Genomic DNA, 21,719 nt, shown 5'->3' on the forward strand with positions numbered 1-21,719 from the left:
GCGGGGCGTCGTGACCGACCGGGGACCGCGTCAGACGGTGGCGCGCCAGTCGTCCACGTCGTCGGACTCGTCGGACTCATCGGCGGCGTCGTCGTCGAGCACCGGGATCGGCACGGTGATCGACGAGGTCGGCGGGTTGATGAGCAGGCGCTCGTCGCGACGGTGGCGGAGCACGTCGTTGATGTACGCGGTCGTGGCCTCTGGCAGGGAGACGGAACGCTCCTCCTGCTGGGACATGAACCAGCGGTGCTCGAGCAGCTCGTGGAACACCTCGGCGGGTTCGAGCCGACCGCGCAGGTCACGGGGGATCGACCGGACGACGGGCTCGAAGACCCGTGAGACCCACTCGTGCGCCACCATCTCCTCGTCGAGTTCGTCACGGCCGTTGCGGGCACGGTACGAGTCGAGGTCGTTGAGCAGGCGCCGGGCCTGGTTCTCGCCGGCGTCGAGCCCGGTGAGCCGCAGCAGTCGGCGCTGGTGGTGCCCGGCGTCGACGACCTTCGGCTGGATCCGGACCTGCGAGCCGCCCTCGGTCGTGTGGATCGACAATTCTTCGATGTCGAAGCCCAGCTCGTTCAGGCGCTCCACGCGGTCGTTGATGCGCCAGCGTTCCTTGATGTCGAACTGCTCGGTGCCGGTGAGCTCGGTCCAGAGCGTGCGGTACTGGGCGACGATGCGGTTCGAGACGTCCACGGGGTCGGCGTTCTCGTCGAGCCGTCCGCCGGCCTCCAGGTCGAGGAGCTCGCCGGCGATGTTCACGCGGGCGACCTCGAGGTCGTTCTCGCGCTGGCCGTTCGACAGCCCGCCGGGGTAGAGCTTGCCGGTCTCCGCGTCGACCAGGTACGCGGCGAAGGCGCCGGCGTCGCGACGGAACAGCGTGTTCGACAGGGACACGTCGCCCCAGTAGAAGCCGATGACGTGCAGGCGGACGAGCAGCAGCGCGAGGGCGTCGACCAGACGGGTGGCGGTCTCCGGGCGCAGCGTCTGCGAGTAGAGCGCACGGTAGGGCAGCGAGAACCGCAGGTGACGAGTCACGAGCACAGGGTGCAGTGGTTCACCGTCGGCATCGGCGCGGTTCGTGATGACCGCGACCGGGTCCACACACGGCACGTCCATGCGCTGCAGGGTCCGGAGCATCTCGTACTCGGACCGGGCGACCTCTTCGCCGGTCTCCTTCACCGCGGCGACGTACCCGCTCAGGTGCACGAACCGCACGAGGTGCCGTGAGATGCCCTTCGGCAGCGCGACGATCGTGTCGTCGGGCCAGTCGGCGAGCGGCAGGTCCCACGGCAGGTCGAGCAGGCCGGGGTCGACGGTGGCGGCGGTGATGGACATCGAGTCGGGCACGGTGGTTCCTCTGGTGTCGGGGACAGCCGAGAGCCCGCGTCCGGCCTGGTGAGGCGGGCGCGGGCTCTCGGGGGAGTGCGCTGGTTACGCGCTGACGACGGCCTTGTCGTCGAGGCGGTCGCCCGACTCGGTGTCGAAGGCGTGCACGTGGCCCTGCTTCGGCGTGATGACGATCGTGTCACCGATCGACGGGTGCGCACGACCGTCGACGCGGGCGACGATGTCGGCGCGCTGGCCGTTCACGTCGGCGTGACCGTAGAGGTAGCCGTCGGCGCCGAGCTCCTCGACGACGTCGACCGTGACGGGCAGGCCCTCGCCGGACTGCGACACGACGACGTCCTCGGGGCGGATGCCGACCGTGATCTGTGCGGCACGGGCGTTCGACAGGGTGTCGCGGTCGATCGCGTGGTTGAGCGTGCCGAACTTGATGCCGCCCTCGATGACGTCGGCGGGCAGCAGGTTCATGGCCGGCGAACCGATGAAGCCGGCGACGAACACGTTGTTCGGCTTCTCGTACAGGTCGCGCGGGGTGCCGACCTGCTGCAGGATGCCGTCCTTGAGCACCGCGATGCGGTCACCCATGGTCAGTGCCTCTGTCTGGTCGTGCGTGACGTAGACCGTGGTGACGCCGAGACGACGCTGCAGCGACGCGATCTGCGTGCGGGTCTGGACGCGGAGCTTGGCGTCGAGGTTCGACAGCGGCTCGTCCATGAGGAACACCTGCGGCTGACGGACGATCGCACGGCCCATCGCGACACGCTGACGCTGACCACCGGAGAGCGCCTTCGGCTTGCGGCCGAGGTAGTCCTCGAGGTCGAGGAGCTTGGCGGCTTCCTGCACGCGGGTGGCGCGCTCTTCCTTGCCGACGCCGGCGATCTTGAGCGCGAAGCCCATGTTCTCGGCGACGGTCATGTGCGGGTACAGCGCGTAGTTCTGGAACACCATCGCGATGTCGCGGTCCTTCGGCGGGACGTCCGTGACGTCGCGGTCGCCGATGCGGATCTGACCGGAGTTGACCTCTTCGAGGCCGGCCAGCATGCGGAGCGAGGTGGACTTGCCGCAGCCCGAGGGGCCGACGAGGACGAGGAACTCGCCGTCGGCGACGTCCAGGTCGAGGGAGTCGACCGCGGGACGGTTGCCTCCGGGGTAGAGACGGGTTGCCTTGTCATAGGTGACGGACGCCATGAGCGTTCGGTCCTTCCTTCACCGGCAGGTACGTGCCGGACGATCCGAGTGAAGCGGTGTGCCCGTACGGGCCCCGGACAGTCGTCGTCGACTGTCGAGCTTCATACAACACGAGTTCACCCGGGTGCGCCAGTGTTTTCCCCCTTGGTCGGCTGCTTCCCAGAGCGCCCCACTACAATCGCCGGGTCCGTCCGCCGAGCAGGGGAACGCCGAGCGGACACCGATCAGGAGGACGACGCACCGATGAACAACCGCCCCGAGGGTGCTGCCCGCGCCGCGCGGAACGAGCGCCGTGAAGCCGCCCGCCAGCGAGCCCAGCGTGCCCGGACCCAGCAGAAGCGACGCCAGCGCGGTGTCCGGCTCGGACTGCAGATCGGGCTCGGGGTCGTGCTCCTCGCCGCCGCGACGATCGTCACGCTCGTCCTCGTCGACTCCGTGAAGCCCGCCGGGCCCGGACCGTCGACGATGTCGCAGGGCGGCATCACGATCGGACAGGACCTGAAGCCGGTCACCGCGTCCGCATCCGGATCGGCCTCTGCCGCCCCGAGCAACACCGAGACCGACGGTGCCGGGACCGTCCGGATCACCCTGTACGTCGACTACCTCTGCCCCGGCTGCGGCCAGTTCGAGCGGGCCAACGGTGACTACATCAAGGACCTGGTCGACTCCGGGGCGGCCACGGTCGACATCCACCCGGTCGCGATCCTGTCGAACCGCTCGCAGGGCACGAAGTACTCGCTCCGCGCCGCGAACGCCGCTGCCTGCGTCGCCGAGCACTCGCCGAACCAGTTCTACGCGGTCAACCAGGCGCTCTTCGCGAAGCAGCCGGACGAGGGCACGGCGGGCCTGACGGACGCGGAGCTCACCGACGTCGTCACGGGTGTGCAGGGACTCCAGGAGCGCAGCGCCGTCCGGAGCTGCATCACCGACCAGGACTACGCCAAGTGGGTGGACGAGCAGACGTCGAAGGTGTCCGACGGCACCATCCCCGGGTCGACGCTCAAGGAGTTCCCCGGCACGCCGCTCGTGCTCGTGAACGGCCAGCGGTACGAACTGACCTCGCCGGTCACGAACGACGACTTCCGCACCTTCGTGGTGACGGCCGCCGGGACGACCGACGCGACCCCGACGCCCACCCCGAGCGCGACCCCGACGCCCACGCCGACCAAGCGCTGACGTCCGGACGAGCGCTGACGTCCGGACGAGCGCTGACGCGCTGACCACGGGTAGGAGGCCCGGTGCCGGCTGGCACCGGGCCTGACGTCCGCAACGGCGCGGCTACAGGGCCGAACCCGGGATGCTCAGGGTGTCGCAGTGCGTCGCACCCTGCTGGTAGCCCCGCAGGAACCAGCGCTGCCGCTGCTCGCTCGACCCGTGCGTGAACGAGTCCGGGTCGACGCGGCCGGTCGCACGCTCCTGGATGCTGTCGTCGCCCACCGCACTCGCCGCCGACAGGGCGTCCGTGATCTGTGTCCGGGTGATCGGCTCGAAGAAGGTCTCGCCGTCCGCGTCCTCGGTGGTCGCGGCGTCGCCGACCCAGGCCCCGGCGTAGCAGTCCGCCTGCAGCTCGACGCGGACACTGTCCGACGACGCCCCCGTGCCGGAGCGGTCGGTGCTCGCGAAGGACCCCTGCAGCTGCTGGATGTGGTGCCCCCACTCGTGCGCGACGACGTACATCTGCGCGAGCGGACCGCCTGACGAGCCGTACTGCGACTGCAGGTCGTCGTAGAACGCGGTGTCCAGGAAGACCGCCCGGTCCGGCGGGCAGTAGAACGGGCCGGTCGCGGCGGACGCCTGCCCGCACGCGGTGTCGGTGGAGTCCTGGAACAGGAAGAACTCCGGCGAGGTGTAGGAGATGCCGAGGGATCGTGCCTCGGACGTCCAGTAGGCGTCGAGGGACTCGGCTGCGCCCTCCATCCGGCACTCGACGCGCAGGTTGGCATCCCGCCCGGTCCGGCACTCGGGGGCGGCGTCGGCGGACTCGCCCCCCTGCTGGATCGTCGTCAGACCGTTGCCGCCGCCGACGATCCCGCTCAGGTCGACCCCCGTGAACTGCAGGATCAGGAACACCACGACGGCGCCGACACCCACGGCACCACCGCCGATCGCCGTGGTGCGACCCCGCCGCTTGACCTTGCCGCCCCGGAGCCGAGCATCGTCGTTGAACGTCATGGCCCCGAACCTACCGATCAGCGGCCCCGCGTACCGTCGGCGGCGTCGGCCACCCCGACACCTGACGTACACCTGTCGTACAACCGGAAGGAACCGCACGATGGCCACTCCCATCAGCACCGTGATGAGCCCCGCCCGCTACGTCCAGGGCAAGGACGCGATCACCCGCGTCGGCGAGTTCATCGCCCCGATCGGCAAGCGGCCCCTGATCGTCGCCGACGACGTGGTCTGGGGCATCGTCGAGACCGCCGTCACCGAGAGCTTCCGGTCCGCCGACCTGGCCGTCGAGCGTGTCGGGTTCGGCCGCTTCGCCACCCCCGAAGCCGTCGACGAGCTCGTCGAGCAGATCGCCGCGAAGGACGCCGACGTCATCGTGGGACTCGGCGGCGGCTCCGCCATCGACGCCGCGAAGGCCGCCGGACACCTGGCCGGCATCCGGTGGGCGAGCGTCCCGACGGCCGCGTCCACCGACGCCCCCACCTCGGCGCTCGCCGTCATCTACACCGCCGAGGGCGAGTTCATCGAGTACCGCTTCTTCCCGCACAACCCGGACCTCGTGCTCATCGACACCAGGCTCGTCGCCAACGCCCCGGTGCAGTTCCTGGTCGCGGGCATCGGCGACGCGCTGGCGACCTGGGTCGAGGCCCGTGCCGCGAAGCGTGCCAACGCCGACACCATGGCCGGCGGCCTGCAGACCCAGACCGGCGTCGCGCTGGCCGACCTGTCGTGGAGGCTCCTGCACGAGAACGCCCTGCAGGCCATCGAGGCCGTCACGGCCAAGGTCGTCACCCCCGCGCTCGAGAAGGTCGTCGAGGCGAACACGCTGCTGTCCGGCCTGGGGTTCGAGTCGGGCGGGCTCGCCGCCGCCCACGCGATCCACAACGGGCTGACCGCCGCTCCGCAGGCCCACGGCCTGGCGCACGGGCAGAAGGTCAACATCGGCACGATCGCGCAGCTCGTGCTCGAGGGGGCCCCGGCGGAGGAGATCGAGGACTTCGTCGTCTTCACCACGAAGGTCGGCCTGCCGAACACCCTGACCGAGATCGGCCTGACGGTGGACGACCGCGACGTGCTGCAGGCCGTGGCCGAGGCCGCGACGGCGGAGGGCGAGACCATCCACAACATGCCGTTCCCCGTCACGCCGGAGCTCGTGGTCGACGCCCTGGTCGCGATCGAGGGCATCGCGCGCAGCATCCGCGCCGAGCACGGTCTGCCGGAGCCCGTGCTGTACGAGCACCACTGACCCCGGCGCGGGATCAGGTGCGGATCAGCGGTTCCATCGTCGCCAGGTCCGCACCGATCCCGACGTCGACGAGTTCGATCCGACCCGCGAGGGTGGCGGCGGGTCCGGTCAGCAGTCCGGCCTTCACGCCGCCGAACGTGACGGTGACGTCGGCGTGCAGGACGTGGTCGTCCGCGACGCCGCCGGTGTCCACGTCGACGCCGCTCGGCACGTCGACCGCGACGACGAACGGCGCGCGCTGGTCGCGGGCGAGCTCGCGGATCGCGTCCACGACCTCGCGGGCGGGGGACCGCAGTGCGGTCGCGCCGTGCACCCCGATGCCGAGGATGCCGTCGAGCACCAGGTCGGCCTCGAGTGCCGCCTCGGTCGCGACGGCGGCCAGGCGCTCGCCGTCGCTCCGGCCGGCTGCCCGCAGGATGTCGGCCGCTCCGCCCGCGTTCGGTCCCGAGGTGCCGGACGCGCCGTCGAGCAGACGGGCGCCGGCGTCCAGCGCCGCTGCCAGGCCGGCCGCGTGGACACGGGAGCCGACGCGCAGGACCGCCACGTGCCTCCCGGCCGCTGCCAGGCGAGCACCCGCGAACAGGGCGTCCCCGCCGTTGTCGCCGCTGCCCGCCAGCACAAGGACCGATCCCGGCCCGTCGACCGGCCGCACGGCCGGGTCGTCCAGCAGGTCGCCGACGATGCGCGCGAGCCCTGCGGCGGCTCGCTGCATGAGCGGTTCCCCCGCGTCGAGGTGGGGGCGTTCCGCCGCCCGGATCTGATCGCCGCCGTAGCCGTCCATGGCGACCACACTGCCCCGATACGCTGGAGAGGACATGTCACTCGTCCCCGAAGCGCCCCGCCCCCGGTTCGTGATGTCGCCCGACGGGCTGCGACTCGCGACCTACGACTTCGGCGACCCCGACGCCCCGGCCGTCATCGCGGTGCACGGGTTCGCCTCCGGCGCGGTGCTCAACTGGCACGCATCGGGCTGGACGCGACACCTGGTCCGTGCCGGCTACCGCGTGCTGGCGCTCGACCAGCGGGGGCACGGCGCGAGCGCGAAGCCGCACGACCCGGGTGCCTACTCGATGGACCTGCTCGTCGCCGACGTCACCACGGTCATCGACACGTACCTGCTCGACGACGTCGCGTACCTCGGCTACTCGCTCGGCGCCCGCGTCGGCTGGCACACCGCCGAACGCCTGCCCGGCCGGATCTCGCGAGCGGTCTTCGGCGGGATCCCGGACGCCGACCCGATGCGTCGCGTCCGCGTCGACCAGGCGAAGGCCTACATCGCCGACGGCACCCCGATCGAGGACCGCGTGACGAACGGCTACCTGACGATGGCGGGCAACGTCGAGGGCAACGACCTCGGCGCGCTCGTGGCCATGGTCGAGGGGATGCGGAACAGCATCGAGCCGACCCCGCAGAACGCCCCGGCGCAGCCGCTCCTGATCGCGGCCGGCAGCGAGGACGGCATCCGCGACAGTGCGGTCCGGCTCGCCGAGGCCGCACCGGACGCCACCTTCTTCGAGATCCCGGGGCGCAACCACTTCAACGCACCGACCTCGCGGCCGTTCCGCGAAGCGGCGCTGCGGTTCCTGTCCGCCCCGCGCTGAGGGGTACTCGTGGGTCCCCTCGGTCGGACCCCACCGGGCGTACCGTCCCCGCCATGGACTACAGACTCCTCGGCAACAGCGGGACATCGGTGTCGACGCTGACCCTCGGCACCATGACGTTCGGCAGCGAAGCCGACGAACCCACCTCACACGCCATCCTCGACGCCTTCGTGGCCGCCGGTGGCACGCTCGTCGACACGGCGGACGTCTACTCCGGCAACGAGTCCGAGCGGATCATCGGCCGCTGGCTCGCAGCACATCCCACCGAGGCGGCGCAGGTCGTCCTCGCCACCAAGGGCCGGTTCCCGCAGGGCGACGGTCCGAACGACCTCGGGCTGTCCCGACGACACCTGCGCGTGGCCCTCGACGCCTCGCTCGAACGGCTCGGCGTCGACCACATCGACCTGTACCAGATGCACGCCTGGGACGCCCTGACCCCCATCGACGAGACCCTGCGGTTCCTCGACGACGCCGTGTCCGCCGGCAAGATCGGCTCGTACGGGTTCTCGAACTACCTCGGCTACCAGGTCACCAAGGCCGTCTACGAGGCGAAGGCGCACGGCTGGGCACCGCCGGTCACCCTGCAGCCGCAGTACAACCTGCTCGTCCGCGACATCGAGCACGAGGTCGTGCCCGCCTGCCTCGACGCCGGCATCGGCCTGCTGCCCTGGTCGCCCCTGGCCGGCGGCTGGCTGTCGGGCAAGTACCAGCGCGACGAGGCCCCGTCCGGCGCCACCCGCCTGGGCGAGAACCCGGAGCGCGGCATGGAGGCGTGGGAGGCCCGCAACGGCGACGAGCGCACATGGGAGGTGCTCGACGCCGTCTCCGAGGTGGCCGACGCCCACGACGCGTCGAAGTCGCAGGTCGCACTCGCCTGGCTGCTGGCCCGGCCCGCGGTCACGAGCGTGATCCTCGGTGTCCGCACCCTGTCGCAGCTCGAGGACAACCTCGGTGCCGCCGACCTGGTGCTCACCGACGACGAGCTCGCCCGGCTGATCGACGCCAGCGCGCCCCGCATCGACGACTACCCCTACGGCACCGCGGGCGTCGCGCAGCGGGAGCGGAAGATCACCGGCGGGCGCTGAGCGGACAGGGCCGCTCCGCGTTCGTGCACATCGTGCGGATTTCCGCGGATGTGGGGTCAGGGTGTGGACGCGCGGGTCGGTGAGGTGTCATCCTCGTCGCACGACCGGCTGGTTACCGCGTCCAGCGCCCGGAACGCCCCCTGATCCGCGTTCCGTGTGCCGATGCCCCGGGCGAGACTTCGCCCGGGGCATCGCTTCGTCTGGGGCCGGCAGCGGGACTTGAACCCGCAACCCCCGTATTACAAGTACGGTGCGCTACCAATTGCGCCATGCCGGCTGACGCCGCTCATCCTACCGGTGAGGGCGTCCGGGGCTCACTCGCCCGACTTCTCCGAGAAGTTCAGCGAGATCGAGTTCATGCAGTACCGGTCACCGGTGGGGGTGCCGAACCCGTCGGGGAACACGTGGCCCAGGTGCGAACCGCAGCTCGCGCACCGGACCTCGGTCCGGGCCATGCCGAGCGAGTTGTCCTCGATGAGCTGCACGGCGTCGGGGTTCACCGACTCGTAGAACGACGGCCAGCCGCAGCCGGAGTCGAACTTCGTGCCGCTCTTGAACAGCTCCGCGTTGCAGGCCGCACAGGTGTAGACGCCGGCGCGCTCCTCGTCGAGGAGTTCACCGGTCCACGGTCGTTCGGTCCCCGCCTGGCGGAGGACGGCGTACTGGTCCGGGGAGAGCTCCTCGCGCCACTGGGCGTCGGACTTGTCGACGTTGTATGCCATTGGTTCCTCCTGCTTCCGGTCGGGCTCTTCCGGGCACTCCCGACCACTTCAGTAAACTCGCCACGATGTCCGAGCATTCCGTGCACCACGCCCGCTGGACCCGTCTGACGACGGACGCACTGTACGGCATCGTCGTGCTGCGCAACCGCGTGTTCGCGCTCGAGCAGCGGGTCACCGCCGAGGACTTCGACGGCCGTGACCGCGAGCCCGACACCGAGCACTGGTGGTTCGGCACGGACACCGCTGCGGTTGGGTACCTGCGGCTCATCCGCCCGGCGGTGGACGAGGTCCACCCGGACGGCGCCGAGTCGCCGGCGTGGGTCATCGGGCGGGTCGCGACTGACCCGGAGCACCGCGGGCAGGGGATCGCCGGCCGGCTCGTCGCCGCCGTCCTCGACGAACACGGACACGACCCGTTCGTCCTGCACGCCCAGGAGTACGTCGCGGCCCTGTACGAGCGGTACGGCTTCGTGCGGTTCGGGGAGCCGTACGTGGAGGCCGGCATCCGCCACGTCGGCATGCACCGGCCCGGGCGCTGATGGACACCCGGGCCCGGTACGCCGCCTACGCCGACCGCATCGAGGCGGTCTCACCGTCGTACGCCGCCTGGGCACGGTCGCTCGACGACGCCATCGTCGCGCTCCTCGCCGAGGTCCCCGAGCAGCAGCGGCAGCCGGAACTGTTCTTCGCGGTCGCGCGGCGGCTGGGCGCGGACCCGTCGGACCCGGGTGCGCTCGGCGCGCTCGGCCTGGAGGCCCGCCCCGCGCTGGTCACGGCCCTCGCGTCCGCCACGGTGCAGGCCAACGACCCGCGGCGGCTCGCCCCGGTCGTCCCGCTCTTCGCGGCGCTCGCCGAACGCTCCGTACGGCCGCTCGGCCTGGTCGATGCCGGGGCCGCCGCCGGGCTGTGCTCGATCCCGGACCGGGTGACGCTCGACCACCGGACGTCGGAGTCCGGAGTGCCGGCGGAACGCGCCCCGGTGCCGTCGTCGCGCCCCGACTCCTCGGGGCGCGACGACCACGGCGGGGCGCGCACCGAGCTCGTCCGGATGCACACGGCGGTCGACGAACCCGCGGTCCGTCTCGTCGCGGACGTCTCCGGGGTCCTTCCAGCTCCGGCGAGCAGGCCGATCCGGATCGGCGCACGGATCGCCCTCGACCCGAACCCGATCGACCTCGCCGCACCGGGCGCGTTCGACCGGTTGGTCGAGGCCGTCCCGCCCGAGGCGACGGACCGGATCGCCCTGATGCGCGAGGCGGCGCGCGCGACGCTCGCCGTGCCTCCCGTGCGGATCCGGGGCACGCTGCCGGGTGACCTCGACCGTGCACTGGACGCCCTGCCGGACGACGTCGAACCGGTCGTCCTGACCACCGGGACCCTGGTCTACGTGCCGGGCGCGGACCGGCAACGGTTCGTGGACCGGATCCGTCAGCGGGGGGTGCACTGGATCGCCCTCGAGCGCACCGGGATCCTGCGCGATGTGGCCGCGACGCTCCCCGATGACGTCGACGCCGCTGACCCGGACGCGTTCGCGACGGCCTCGATCGACGGGGTCGCGGTCGCCGTCTCCGACCCGTTCGGTACCCGCGTGCGCTGGTTCCGTGCGCCGAACCTGTGACCAGTGTTCGCGACAGTCCAGCCCCGTGCCAGGGTCCGGATCGACTCCACCCCTACGATGTGCGAGACCCGTTACCCGACCGTGATCGGAACCGCCGTGACCAGCCCCACCGACGAACGCAGCACTGAGCAGCTCAGTGAGCTCGCCCAGCGCGTGCTGTCGTTCGAGCAGGACCGGGCACGGCACGACCGCACGAAGGAAGCGGAGATCCGGGTCGAGTTCGAGATGTCGGCGGCGCGCTACTACCAGGTGCTGAACCGCGTGATCGACTCGCCCGCGGCACTCGCGTACGACCCGCAGCTCGTCAGCCGGCTGCAGCGGCTCCGGCACGCGCGCACCAGCGCCCGGGCCACGCGCAGCTTCGTCGCGCCAGGCGTGGCTCCCGAAGGACGTGAAGAGGAACGATGAGCACGAGATTCCCCCGAGACCGGTTCGACGACGTCGCCGACGGCCCGCGGGTCGGTGCGCACCGCGGTGCCCAGCGTCGCGGCCGTGGCTGGATCGCCTTCGCCTGGGCGGCACTCGCCACCGGGGTGCTCGTCGGCATCGGCGTGCTCGTGCTCGCCCTGCTGAACGGCAGCTACTCCTTCAACAGCTCGGACTCTCCGTCGGCGTCCACGTCGGCGTCCGCCACCGCGAAGCCCTCGGCGACGTCGAAGCCGTCCGCGTCCTCGTCGGCCGGATCGGGCTCCGCGGGGTCCGGCGCGGGCAGTGCCGCGGCCGCGACGCCGGCGCAGCAGGGCACCACCACCGTGGTGGTCCTGAACGGCACGACCACCACGGGCCTGGCAAGCCGGGCGAGTGCGGCGCTGACCGGTGCCGGCTGGCAGGTCGCCTCGACCGGTGACGCCGGCACGACGGGCTCGACGTCGACGATCGTCTACTACCAGCAGGCGTCGCAGGCGGCGGTCGCGCAGGGCATCGCGAAGCAGCTCGGGGTCACCGCGGTGCAGCAGTCGGCGGCGTTCCCGAACGCGGACGTGAGTGTCGTCCTCGGCGCGGACTACACCGGTTGATCCCGGCACCACCGCGTTTTTCGCGCATTGTGTGACGGGTGTGTTTCGGGCACGTTGAATTCTGACGGAATCGACGTGAAACAACGTCACACCTCTTGCCTGATCCGGCGCGTTCGGTCAGAGTCCCATGCAGACGACGATCACGTCGTTCCGCACTGCAGTACCAGGGAGCAAGAGATCATGGCCAACGGAACCGTGAAGTGGTTCAACGCTGAAAAGGGCTTCGGCTTCATCACCGTGGATGGAGGGGGCCAGGACGTGTTCGTGCACTACTCGGCCATCGACATGTCGGGTTACAAGGTCCTCGAGGAGGGCCAGGCCGTCGTGTTCGACGTCGGGACCGGGTCGAAGGGCCCGCAGGCAGAATCCGTCCGCCCCGCCTGAGCGGCACCACTTCCAGAACGCGCCGTCCCGTCAGGGGCGGCGCGTTCGTCGTGTGCGGGGGTGAGGACGGGTGCGGGGAGCGCGACCGCGGCGGTGGTGCGGGGTCCGCCGGACGTGGCGTGTCCTGGGAAGTCGTCACGAGCCTCCCGACTGTGTTGCACTCGCACCCGTCGAGTGCCAGAATCGGCGTTGGCACTCGCTCACGCTGAGTGCCAGCACGACCCCCAAGACGACGTCCGGGAGGGACGAAAAACCACATGGCTAAGATCATTGCTTTCGACGAGGAGGCCCGCCGTGGCCTCGAGCGCGGCCTGAACCAGCTGGCCGACGCCGTGAAGGTGACGCTCGGCCCGCGCGGCCGCAACGTCGTCCTCGAGAAGAAGTGGGGCGCCCCCACGATCACGAACGACGGTGTCTCCATCGCCAAGGAGATCGAACTCGACGACCCGTACGAGAAGATCGGTGCGGAGCTCGTCAAGGAGGTCGCCAAGAAGACCGACGACGTCGCCGGTGACGGAACGACCACCGCGACCGTCCTCGCCCAGGCCCTCGTCCGCGAAGGCCTGCGCAACGTCGCCGCCGGTGCCGACCCCGTGTCGCTCAAGCGCGGCATCGAGAAGGCCGTCGCCGCCGTCTCCGACCAGCTCCTCGCCAACGCGAAGGACATCGAGACCAAGGACCAGATCGCCGCGACCGCGTCGATCTCGGCCGCTGACCCGACGATCGGCGCGCTCATCGCCGAGGCCATCGACAAGGTCGGCAAGGAAGGCGTCGTCACCGTCGAGGAGTCGAACACCTTCGGCACCGAGCTCGAGCTCACCGAGGGCATGCGCTTCGACAAGGGCTACCTGTCGCAGTACTTCGTCACCGACCCCGAGCGTCAGGAAGCCGTCTTCGAGGACGCCTACATCCTGATCGTCAACTCGAAGATCTCGAACATCAAGGACCTCCTGCCGGTCGTCGACAAGGTGATCCAGGCGGGCAAGCAGCTCCTGATCATCGCCGAGGACGTCGACGGCGAGGCCCTGGCCACGCTCGTCGTGAACAAGATCCGCGGCATCTTCAAGTCCGTCGCCGTCAAGGCTCCGGGCTTCGGCGACCGCCGCAAGGCCATGCTGCAGGACATCGCGATCCTGACCGGCGGCCAGGTCATCTCGGAAGAGGTCGGCCTCAAGCTCGAGAACGCGACGCTCGACCTGCTCGGTCGTGCCCGCAAGGTCGTCATCACCAAGGACGAGACCACGATCGTCGAGGGTGCCGGCGACGCCGAGCAGATCGCCGGCCGTGTCCGCCAGATCCGTGCCGAGATCGAGGCGACCGACTCCGACTACGACCGCGAGAAGCTCCAGGAGCGCCTCGCGAAGCTCGCCGGTGGCGTCGCCGTCATCAAGGCGGGTGCCGCGACCGAGGTCGAGCTCAAGGAGCGCAAGCACCGCATCGAGGACGCCGTCCGCAACGCGAAGGCTGCCGTCGAAGAGGGCATCGTCGCCGGTGGTGGCGTCGCCCTCATCCAGGCCGGTGCCGTCGCACTCGAGGCCCTCGAGCTCGAGGGTGACGAGGCGACCGGTGCGAACATCGTCCGCGTGGCCATCGACGCGCCGCTCAAGCAGATCGCGCTGAACGCCGGTCTCGAGCCGGGCGTCGTCGCCGCCAAGGTCCGCGAGCTCGAGTCGGGTTGGGGCCTCAACGCCGCGACCGGCGAGTACGTCGACCTGATCGCCGCCGGCATCATCGACCCCGCCAAGGTCACGCGTTCGGCGCTGCAGAACGCTGCGTCGATCGCCGGTCTGTTCCTGACCACCGAGGTCGTCGTCGCCGAGAAGCCCGAGCGCACCCCCGCTGCTCCGGCTGGCGACCCGACGGGTGGCATGGACTTCTAAGTCCGCCTGACAGAAGGGCCCCGCACGCTGCGCGTGTGGGGCCCTTCTGTGTGTGCGGGTGGGTGGGGGTGCGGGTGGGTCTGTTGGTCACGACACCCCGCTCAGGCTCGCGGCGCGGTCATGAACCGTCGGTTTGGCCGGTTCCCGTCGACACTTCGTGACCGTCCGGCGGCGCAGGAGCGGGGAGTCATGACCGGCTCGTGGATGCCGCTTGCTCGTGTCGCGCCTCGCCACTCCCGCACAGGAGGCCCGACTCACCTCGTTCTCCACAGGTTCCGAGCGCAGGTGGTCGGCTCGCGTGCCCTGCAGCGACCATGACGGCATGCCAGCTGCCCGTCGCCTCCCCGCTCCGTTCGACCGATCCACCTTCCGCGTGGCCGATGCCGTGGGTGGTGGCATTCATCCGGAACGACTCCGACGTGCCGACCTGGCAGCCCCGGTCCACGGTGTCCGCGCTCCGATCCACTCGGTGGACTTCATCGACGCCGTCGCCCTGGTCATGCGTCCCGACCAGTTCTTCAGTCACACGACCGCCGCTGCGATCTGGGGTGCGCCACTGCCGCAGTCGGTGCAATCGCTCCGGACCGTGCACGTCTCCACTGTGGGAGACGGGGTCCGGATGCGTCGGCCGGACGTGATCGCGCACCGCATCCGTCGGCCGACCGTCGTCGAACACCGCGAGCGCCGGGTCAGTTCGCCCGCGCAGATGTGGTTCGAGTGCGCCGGTGTCGTGGACCGTGACGGCCTGGTCGCGATCGGGGACCACCTCGTCGGAGTGTCGGGTCTGGCGACTGCGGACGACCTCCGTGCTGCGATCCGTCCCGGCACGCGCTTCGCGCTCGCTGCTCGACGCGCGCTGGACTTCGTCCGGGCGGGCGCGGAGTCGCCGCAGGAGACCTGGCTCCGTCTGGCAGTGGTCGAAGCGGGGTTCCCCGAGCCGGAGCTGAACGTCAACGTGCACGACGGTGCGGGACGGTTCCTCGGCCGCGTCGACATGGCGTGGCCGGAGTTCGGCATCGCGTTGGAGTACGACGGCGATCACCACCGCGAGCGCGACACCTTCCGACACGATCAACGACGGGACAACGGCTTCGTGGTGAACGACTGGCTCGTGATCCATGCAACGGCGTCGGACGCCCACCGGCCCGCAGTGTTGTTCGAGCGGCTCCGGCAGGCGTTCGAGGTCCGTGCGGTCGGAAACCGTCGGCGCTCGGCGTGAGAGCAGCATGTGCCACGCGGACGAGTACTTCGTCGGGCGGTCACGACATGTCGTCGGCTGTGCGCCGGTCGGTCACGAACTGTCGGTCAGCGAGTGCGCAGACGACAGATCGTGACCACTCGGCGGCCGTGACCGGGGTGTTGTGACCAGCCGGGACGCCGCGGGACGGCCGGGACGCCGCGGGACACACGGCCCTCGCCGGTCAGGCGGTCAGGCGGCGAAGTCGCGGGGGAGCAGGGGGAGCCAGACGCGGAAGGTCGCGCCGCCGCCCTCGGTGTCGAAGACCTCGACCGAGCCGTGGTGCGCCGCGACGATCCCGGACACGATGGCGAGTCCGAGACCCGAGCCACCGGTGTCGCGTGCGCGCGAGGTGTCGGCACGCCAGAAGCGCTGGAAGATCTTCTCGCGCAGCTGCGGCGGGATGCCCTCACCGTGGTCGATCACGTCGAGGTGCGCCATGCCGCGCTCGTCGTCCACGCCGATGCCGATCTCGATCGGGTCGTCGTGCGCCGTGAACCGCATGGCGTTGCCCATCAGGTTCGTGACGATCTGGCGGATCTTGTTCTCCTCTGCCAGGACGATCGGCGGGCGCTTCGGCAGCACGACCGTGGGCAGCGGCGTGGTCTCGTCGGTCGGTGTGGCGCCGGCGTCGATGTTCATCGCGCGCGTGCGGCGGGCTCGGAGGCGCGCGATGGTCTGGCGCGAGAACGCGATCGGGCCCGTGGTGTTCGCCGAGGTCGGCGACACGGGCGGTGCCTCGCCGGTGTCCGGAGAGACGACGGACGACGGGGACGACGACGGACGGACGGCCTGCGGCACGCTCTCGCCGGTCAGGGAGTCCTCGACGAGGACCTGGATCTCGCGGTCGGGGTTGGAGGCCATGGTGTCGAGCGCCGAGTCGCGGGCGATGGCGACGAGGTCGACGGGGCCGAGCTCGAGCGGCTTGGACTCGTCGATGCGGGCGAGCTGCAGCAGGTCCTGCACGAGCAGGCCCATCCGCTGCGCTTCCTTCTCGATGCGCTCCATCGCCTGGGCGACGTCTTCTTCCTTGCGGAGGGCACCCATCCGGTACAGCTCGGCGTACCCGCGCAGGGACACCAGCGGGGTGCGGAGCTCGTGGGAGGCGTCCCCGACGAACCGGCGCATCTGGTCGATGGTGCGCTCACGGTCCTCGAACGCGGAGTCGATCCGCTCGAGCATCACGTTGAGGGAGCGGTTGAGCCGGCCGACCTCGGTGTTCGGGGTGTCGGCTTCGAGGCGCTGGTTGAAGTCACCGGCGGCGAACCGGGCCGCGGTGTCCTCGACGTCGCGCAGCGGGTCGAAGGTCGCGGTGACGAGCAGCCGGGTGAGCATGGCGCCGAGCAGGATGACCGAGGCGCCGAACCCGAGGAAGATCGCGGTGAACTTGCCGATCGTCTCGTCGGTGCCGGCACTGGAGACCGCAATGAGCACGTAGCCGGTCTCGGTGGTGCCGTCGGACTGGTTCTGCAGCGACGCCGGGATGATCTGGGCACGCCACTCGTGGTCGTGCTGGCTGTCGTAGAGCGAGATGCGCTGGTTCGACTGCGCGGCCTGCACCAGGGTGGCTTCGCGGACGTCGGGCCGACTCGACGCCTTCGTCTGGCAGATCCGGTCGCCGTCGGCGTCGTACGCGGCGACGTAGGCGCTCTGCGACACCACGACGGACAGCTTGCAGTACTGCTCGCCGTCACTGATGTTCTGGCCCTCGAGCTGCTCGGTGGTCTGCTTGACCGTGTTGTCGAGCTGCTGCATGAGGTAGGTGGACAGCACCGTCATCGTGCCGAGTCCGGCGACGAGCAGTCCGAGCGCGACGAGGAGCACCGTGATCCCGGTGATCTTGGTGCGCAGGGAGATCCCGTCCCACCAGTGGTTCATTCGCGTGTGCATGCTGCCTCAACGATAGACAGCGGCCGCCCGGTGAAACCGGACGGCCGCCGTGAAGTCGAGCCCCGAGGGGCCTTGGCCCCTAGGAAGCCTTGGACGCCTTCAGCATGTAGCCGAAGCCGCGCTTGGTCTGGATGATCGGCTCGGCGGAGTACTGGTCGAGCTTGCGGCGCAGGTACGAGATGTAGCTCTCGACGATGCCCGCGTCGCCGTTGAAGTCGTACTCCCACACGTGGTCGAGGATCTGCGCCTTCGACAGCACGCGGTTCGGGTTGAGCATGAGGTAGCGGAGCAGCTTGAACTCGGTGGGGGAGAGCTCGATCTGCGCGTCACCGATCGTGACCTCGTGCGTGTCCTGGTCCATCGTGAGCTCACCGGCGCGGATGATCGCGTCTTCCTCGTCGTTCATGGTGCGACGGAGGATGGCCTTGATGCGGGCGACGATCTCGTCGAGCGAGAACGGCTTGGTGACGTAGTCGTCACCACCGACGGTGAGGCCGGTGATCTTGTCCTCGGTGTCGTCCTTCGCCGTCAGGAACAGGATCGGCGAGGTGTAGCCCGAGGAACGCAGGCGCTTGGTCACACCGAAGCCGTTCATGTCGGGCAGCATCACGTCGAGGATGATGAGGTCCGGCTCTTCTTCCAGCACGGCGGAGATCGCCTGTGCGCCGTTGCCCACCGCACGCACGGCGAAGCCGGCGAAGCGCAACGAGGTCGTCAGGAGGTCGCGGATGTTCGGCTCGTCGTCGACGATCAGGATCTTGGGGCCATCGCTCATGGTCTTATCTTCTGACTGTTCCCTCGGGGTTTCCTGAGAGCGCTTCGTACGTCAGCCCACGGGCGTCTGGACCTGGTCGGCGTCGAGGATCGTGTAGGAGTACCCCTGCTCCGCCAGGAACCGCTGCCGGTTCTGCGCGAAGTCCTGGTCGACGGTGTCCCGGGCCACGAGCGTGTAGAACGAGGCGGGCAGGCCGTCCTTGTTCGGTCGGAGGAGTCGGCCGAGCCGCTGCGCCTCTTCCTGCCGGGACCCGAACGAGCCGGACACCTGGATCGCGACGGTCGCGTCGGGCAGGTCGATCGAGAAGTTCGCGACCTTGGACACGACGAGCACATCGACCTCGCCGGACCGGAACGCGTCGTACAGCCGCTCCCGTTCGTCGACCGGGGTCGCTCCGGTGATCTCCGCCGCGTCGAGCGACGCGGCCAGTTCGTCGAGCTGGTCGATGTACTGCCCGATCACCAGGATCTGCTCACCGCGGTGCTTCTCGATGAGTTCCCGCACCACCGGGGTCTTCGCCGGCGACGTCGCGGCGAGCCGGTAGCGCTCGTCGTCGCTCGACGCCGCGTACTCCAGGCGGTCCTGGTGCGGTAGGTCGATGCGGACCTCGTAGCAGGAGGCCGGCGAGATGTAGCCCTGCGCCTCGATCTCCTTCCACGGGGCGTCGTAGCGCTTCGGCCCGATGAGCGAGAAGACGTCGCCCTCGCGGCCGTCCTCGCGCACGAGCGTGGCGGTGAGGCCGAGGCGTCGGCGGGCCTGCAGGTCGGCGGTCAGCTTGAACACCGGAGCGGGGAGCAGGTGCACTTCGTCGTAGACGATGAGGCCCCAGTCCAGGGCATCGAGGAGCGACAGGTGCGTGTACTCGCCCTTCCGACGGGCGGTGAGGATCTGGTACGTCGCGATCGTGACCGGCCGGATCTCCTTGACGCTGCCCGAGTACTCGCCGATGTCCTCCGGCGTCAGGGTCGTGCGCTTCAGGAGCTCGGTGCGCCACTGCCGCGCCGAGACGGTGTTGGTGACCAGGATGAGCGTCGTCGCCTTGACGGTCGCCATCGCACCGGCGCCGACGAGCGTCTTGCCCGCACCGCAGGGCAGCACGACGACGCCGGAGCCCTGGGCGAAGAACGTGTCGACCGCCTGCTCCTGGTACGGCCGCATGTGCCACTCGGCGGTGTCCAGGTCGATCGGGTGCGGCTGGCCCGGGGTGTAGCCCGCCAGGTCCTCGGCCGGCCAGCCGAGCTTCACGAGTTCCTGCTTGATCTGCCCACGCGCCCACGGCTGCAGTTCGACCTCGGTCGAGGACCGCATGTCACCGAGCAGCGGCTTGATCCGCTTCGACCGGATGACCTCGGCGAGCACCGACGGGTCCTCGGCGGTGAGCAGCAGGAGCGGCAGCCGCTCGAGTTCCTCGGCGGGGGAGTTCGCGATCACGGGCGCGTCGGGGCGTTCCTCGCGACGGATCACGAGTCGTCCGTAGCGCGAGACCGTGTCGCGGATGTCGACCGTGACGCTCTGCGGCACAGGGAACTTCGCGAAGCGTTCCAGGGTGTCGATCATCGCCTCGGCGTCGTGGCCCGCGGCGCGCGCGTTCCAGAGTCCGAGTCGGGTGATCCGGTAGGTGTGCACGTGCTCGGGAGCGCGTTCGAGCTCGGCGAAGGCCGCGAGCTCGTGGCGTGCGTCCTCGGCGTCGGGGTGCGCGACCTCGAGGAGCACGGTGCGGTCGCTCTGCACGATCAGCGGTCCGTTCATGACCTGCCAGCCTAGCCGTCAGCGCCTGCGTACTGGTGACCGCACGGCTCAGGCGTCGCTCTCGACCGACACGACGAGCGACAGCGGCAGCGTGCGCTCGACGTCGACGGCGGTGTCCCGCCCGCGGACGCGTCCGGCGGCGACCGACGTCGGCACGATCGAGAACGGTCGCTCCGAGCCGTCCGGCATCCGGACGGTCACGCGGATCGGCGTGCGCCCGCGGACGGCCAGGTCGATCTGCCGGCCGAGCCACTCCTGCTCCGGCTCCGCGTCGCCGCGCCGGGTCGTCAGGCGGAGCCGTTCGACGAGTGCGTGCGCCGACTGCTCCGGCGAGCGTCCGGTGGGGCTGCGCCGGCCGGGAGGCCCGTGGTGCGCCTCGGGACGGGCTGCGGTCGTCAGGACGGCCGGGTAGCGCTGGTCCTCGAGTGCGTTGTGCACGACGTGCGGCGGGTAGCGCGTGGTCAGCGTCGTCAGGTCGGGCCGGTCCCAGGCGAGCTGCCGGAGTTCGGCGTCCACCCCGATCAGGTCGAGCTGGTCGGGGGTGCCTCGGACCTCGGTGCCGACACCGCCGGGTCCCCGGTCGACGACGATGCTGCCGTCGCGTCCGGCGACCTGGTCGATCAGGTAGGCCAGGGGCTGCGGGATGCCGGTGGCCGACAGTCGCCCGAGCAGCGCCAGCAGGTCGTCGCGGGAGTGTCCGGCCCGGAACGCCGTGCGCAGGGTGTCCTCGGAGATGCGGTACCGCGCCGCGAGCCCCGGTGCCTCGAGCACGGCGACCGTGCGCAGGGCGTCGTCGTCCACCGGCGCGAGGGGGCCCGGCGCGATGACGGTGAGGTCGTGCTGCAGGTAGACCCGTTCGACGGTGCCCGGCAGGTCGTCGGCGGCCTGCTCGGCGTCGCCGTCGAACAGCGCCCGGCCCGTGCTCGTGACGAGACCGTCGACGGCCAGGCCGAGCGACGCCGCGGTGCCGGCGACGTCGAGCAGCAGGGCGTCGAGCCAGCGGGATCCGGCCGGGTAGGCCCAGCGTCCGAGCGGTACGAGGTCGCGCAGGTCGCCGTCGGCCCGCGCGAGCACTTCGTGCACGGCCGGCGGGAGGGTGTCCGACCACGCGGCCACCAGCGACACCCAGCGCTCCGGCCAGCTGGCGAGCAACCAGGCGTGCCCGGCGTCGGTGACGATCCAGCGTCCGGTGTCGGGGTCGGCGAACCCGATGCCGTCGAGCAGCGCCAGGCGACCGGCGACGAGTTCGGCGTCGGTGCCGATGCGCTCCGCGAGGGTCCGGGCGAGCGGCATGCCGATCCCGCCCTTGACGAGTTCGCGGACCGCGCCGGCGTCGACCGCCCGCAGCAGCTCCGCGAGCACGGTCATCGTCGCGAACGCCTGTTCCGCGCCCGTGGTGCGCGCACGCTCGAGCGCCGCGGCGTCGAGGACGGGAGCAGCGAGGCGGACCTGCTCCGGGCCTCCAGGCTGTTCGTCGAGTGAGGTGAGGTCGGGGTGGGCGGCCACGCGTGCGGCGACCGCATCGTCGACGGCGCCGTCCTGGTCGGCCAGGCCGAGCTCGACCGCGGGGCCGAGCGCGTCGACGGCACCGCCGTCGCGGAGCGCCAGGATCGTGGCGCGCGGCAGGTGCTCGACGGCGGCGTCCACAGCGTCGTCGCCGCGGAGCGCCTCGGCGAGGTCGAAGAAGTCGGTGATGCGCTGCGGGCCGGTCTCGGCGAGTGCAGCGGTGGGGAGTCGCCTCGCCGCGACGAGGCGCTGGAGCGCGTCGTCCGGCATCGCCCGGAGTCGGGCGGCGAGGTCGGCGGTGGTCGTCAT

At 70.7% G+C, this 21,719-nt stretch carries 20 protein-coding genes and 1 tRNA gene; 11 read left to right on the forward strand and 10 right to left on the reverse strand.

Annotated elements, in window-relative coordinates:
• Nucleotides 1-30: 30 nt before the first annotated feature.
• Together ITJ50_RS05300 and ITJ50_RS05305 are read right to left on the reverse strand one after the other, a co-directional pair.
• Entirely contained in the window at nucleotides 31-1,347 is a 1,317-nt protein-coding gene (locus ITJ50_RS05300) for a DUF4032 domain-containing protein (RefSeq protein WP_194590044.1), read from the reverse strand.
• 84 nt (nucleotides 1,348-1,431) lie between these two features.
• Nucleotides 1,432-2,532, reverse strand: coding sequence for an ABC transporter ATP-binding protein (locus ITJ50_RS05305; RefSeq protein WP_017888061.1), 1,101 nt, complete (start codon nucleotides 2,530-2,532; stop codon nucleotides 1,432-1,434).
• Between the two features lie 243 nt (nucleotides 2,533-2,775).
• Between ITJ50_RS05305 and ITJ50_RS05310 the strand changes: the two genes are divergently transcribed.
• On the forward strand, nucleotides 2,776-3,708 hold the full coding sequence (locus tag ITJ50_RS05310) for a DsbA family protein (RefSeq protein WP_071250284.1): 933 nt from the start codon (nucleotides 2,776-2,778) through the stop codon (nucleotides 3,706-3,708).
• A 102-nt stretch (nucleotides 3,709-3,810) separates the two neighbouring features.
• Here ITJ50_RS05310 and ITJ50_RS05315 read toward each other — a convergent pair whose 3' ends face one another.
• Nucleotides 3,811-4,704 (reverse strand): neutral zinc metallopeptidase, encoded by an 894-nt coding sequence (locus tag ITJ50_RS05315; RefSeq protein WP_042539313.1) that lies wholly within the window; start codon nucleotides 4,702-4,704, stop codon nucleotides 3,811-3,813.
• A gap of 100 nt (nucleotides 4,705-4,804) precedes the next feature.
• On the opposite strand from ITJ50_RS05315, the gene ITJ50_RS05320 reads away from it, so the two are divergent.
• Nucleotides 4,805-5,947, forward strand: coding sequence for a glycerol dehydrogenase (locus ITJ50_RS05320; RefSeq protein WP_194590045.1), 1,143 nt, complete (start codon nucleotides 4,805-4,807; stop codon nucleotides 5,945-5,947).
• Nucleotides 5,948-5,960: 13 nt separating this feature from the next.
• Here ITJ50_RS05320 and ITJ50_RS05325 read toward each other — a convergent pair whose 3' ends face one another.
• Entirely contained in the window at nucleotides 5,961-6,764 is an 804-nt protein-coding gene (locus tag ITJ50_RS05325; RefSeq protein ID WP_031260218.1) for an NAD(P)H-hydrate epimerase, read from the reverse strand.
• Between ITJ50_RS05325 and ITJ50_RS05330 the strand changes: the two genes are divergently transcribed.
• Both ITJ50_RS05330 and ITJ50_RS05335 read left to right on the forward strand, forming a co-directional pair.
• Nucleotides 6,763-7,548: an alpha/beta fold hydrolase gene (locus ITJ50_RS05330; RefSeq protein WP_042539307.1), complete on the forward strand. Its 786-nt coding sequence runs from the start codon at nucleotides 6,763-6,765 to the stop codon at nucleotides 7,546-7,548. The two genes, ITJ50_RS05325 and ITJ50_RS05330, sit on opposite strands and share 2 nt — an antisense overlap.
• A 53-nt stretch (nucleotides 7,549-7,601) precedes the next feature.
• Nucleotides 7,602-8,633, forward strand: a complete 1,032-nt coding sequence (locus ITJ50_RS05335) for an aldo/keto reductase (RefSeq protein WP_042539305.1) — start codon at nucleotides 7,602-7,604, stop codon at nucleotides 8,631-8,633.
• Nucleotides 8,634-8,834: 201 nt separating this feature from the next.
• Here ITJ50_RS05335 and ITJ50_RS05340 read toward each other — a convergent pair.
• Nucleotides 8,835-8,910 (reverse strand) — tRNA-Thr (locus tag ITJ50_RS05340).
• 37 nt (nucleotides 8,911-8,947) lie between these two features.
• A complete protein-coding gene (gene msrB / locus ITJ50_RS05345) occupies nucleotides 8,948-9,355 on the reverse strand; it encodes a peptide-methionine (R)-S-oxide reductase MsrB (protein ID WP_017888054.1) in 408 nt (135 codons plus the stop codon).
• 65 nt (nucleotides 9,356-9,420) lie between these two features.
• Here msrB and ITJ50_RS05350 point away from each other — a divergent pair, with 65 nt between their 5' ends.
• The 7 genes from ITJ50_RS05350 (at nucleotide 9,421) to ITJ50_RS05380 (ending at nucleotide 15,472) form a co-directional block, all read left to right on the forward strand.
• The gene (locus tag ITJ50_RS05350; protein ID WP_031260216.1) at nucleotides 9,421-9,894 is read left to right on the forward strand and encodes a GNAT family N-acetyltransferase; all 474 of its coding nucleotides are present in this window, start codon (nucleotides 9,421-9,423) and stop codon (nucleotides 9,892-9,894) included.
• Nucleotides 9,894-10,973 (forward strand): DUF2332 family protein, encoded by a 1,080-nt coding sequence (locus ITJ50_RS05355; RefSeq protein ID WP_159557002.1) that lies wholly within the window; start codon nucleotides 9,894-9,896, stop codon nucleotides 10,971-10,973. The genes ITJ50_RS05350 and ITJ50_RS05355 overlap by 1 nt, the downstream gene beginning before the upstream one ends.
• A gap of 96 nt (nucleotides 10,974-11,069) precedes the next feature.
• Nucleotides 11,070-11,381, forward strand: coding sequence for a DUF3263 domain-containing protein (locus ITJ50_RS05360; protein WP_231564081.1), 312 nt, complete (start codon nucleotides 11,070-11,072; stop codon nucleotides 11,379-11,381).
• On the forward strand, nucleotides 11,378-11,989 hold the full coding sequence (locus ITJ50_RS05365) for a LytR C-terminal domain-containing protein (protein ID WP_017888050.1): 612 nt from the start codon (nucleotides 11,378-11,380) through the stop codon (nucleotides 11,987-11,989). The genes ITJ50_RS05360 and ITJ50_RS05365 overlap by 4 nt, the downstream gene beginning before the upstream one ends.
• A 180-nt stretch (nucleotides 11,990-12,169) precedes the next feature.
• Nucleotides 12,170-12,373: a cold-shock protein gene (locus tag ITJ50_RS05370; RefSeq protein ID WP_017888049.1), complete on the forward strand. Its 204-nt coding sequence runs from the start codon at nucleotides 12,170-12,172 to the stop codon at nucleotides 12,371-12,373.
• A 257-nt stretch (nucleotides 12,374-12,630) separates the two neighbouring features.
• Nucleotides 12,631-14,253, forward strand: coding sequence for a chaperonin GroEL (groL, locus tag ITJ50_RS05375; protein WP_017888048.1), 1,623 nt, complete (start codon nucleotides 12,631-12,633; stop codon nucleotides 14,251-14,253).
• Between the two features lie 322 nt (nucleotides 14,254-14,575).
• Nucleotides 14,576-15,472, forward strand: a complete 897-nt coding sequence (locus ITJ50_RS05380) for a hypothetical protein (protein WP_194590046.1) — start codon at nucleotides 14,576-14,578, stop codon at nucleotides 15,470-15,472.
• A 210-nt stretch (nucleotides 15,473-15,682) separates the two neighbouring features.
• On the opposite strand, the gene ITJ50_RS05385 is transcribed toward ITJ50_RS05380, so the two are convergent.
• From ITJ50_RS05385 to ITJ50_RS05400, 4 genes are all read right to left on the reverse strand, one after another.
• Nucleotides 15,683-17,380 carry a sensor histidine kinase gene (locus tag ITJ50_RS05385; RefSeq protein ID WP_031260211.1) on the reverse strand — a complete coding sequence of 566 codons (1,698 nt, stop codon included), beginning with the start codon at nucleotides 17,378-17,380 and terminating at the stop codon, nucleotides 15,683-15,685.
• Between the two features lie 79 nt (nucleotides 17,381-17,459).
• Nucleotides 17,460-18,155 (reverse strand): response regulator transcription factor, encoded by a 696-nt coding sequence (locus ITJ50_RS05390; protein ID WP_017888045.1) that lies wholly within the window; start codon nucleotides 18,153-18,155, stop codon nucleotides 17,460-17,462.
• A gap of 51 nt (nucleotides 18,156-18,206) precedes the next feature.
• Nucleotides 18,207-19,904, reverse strand: coding sequence for a DNA repair helicase XPB (locus tag ITJ50_RS05395; protein ID WP_017888044.1), 1,698 nt, complete (start codon nucleotides 19,902-19,904; stop codon nucleotides 18,207-18,209).
• A 48-nt stretch (nucleotides 19,905-19,952) separates the two neighbouring features.
• The gene (locus ITJ50_RS05400; protein ID WP_194590047.1) at nucleotides 19,953-21,719 is read right to left on the reverse strand and encodes a helicase-associated domain-containing protein; all 1,767 of its coding nucleotides are present in this window, start codon (nucleotides 21,717-21,719) and stop codon (nucleotides 19,953-19,955) included.

The sequence above is a fragment of the Curtobacterium sp. VKM Ac-2889 genome (assembly GCF_015350855.1).
In the GTDB taxonomy this organism is placed as follows: domain Bacteria; phylum Actinomycetota; class Actinomycetes; order Actinomycetales; family Microbacteriaceae; genus Curtobacterium; species Curtobacterium poinsettiae.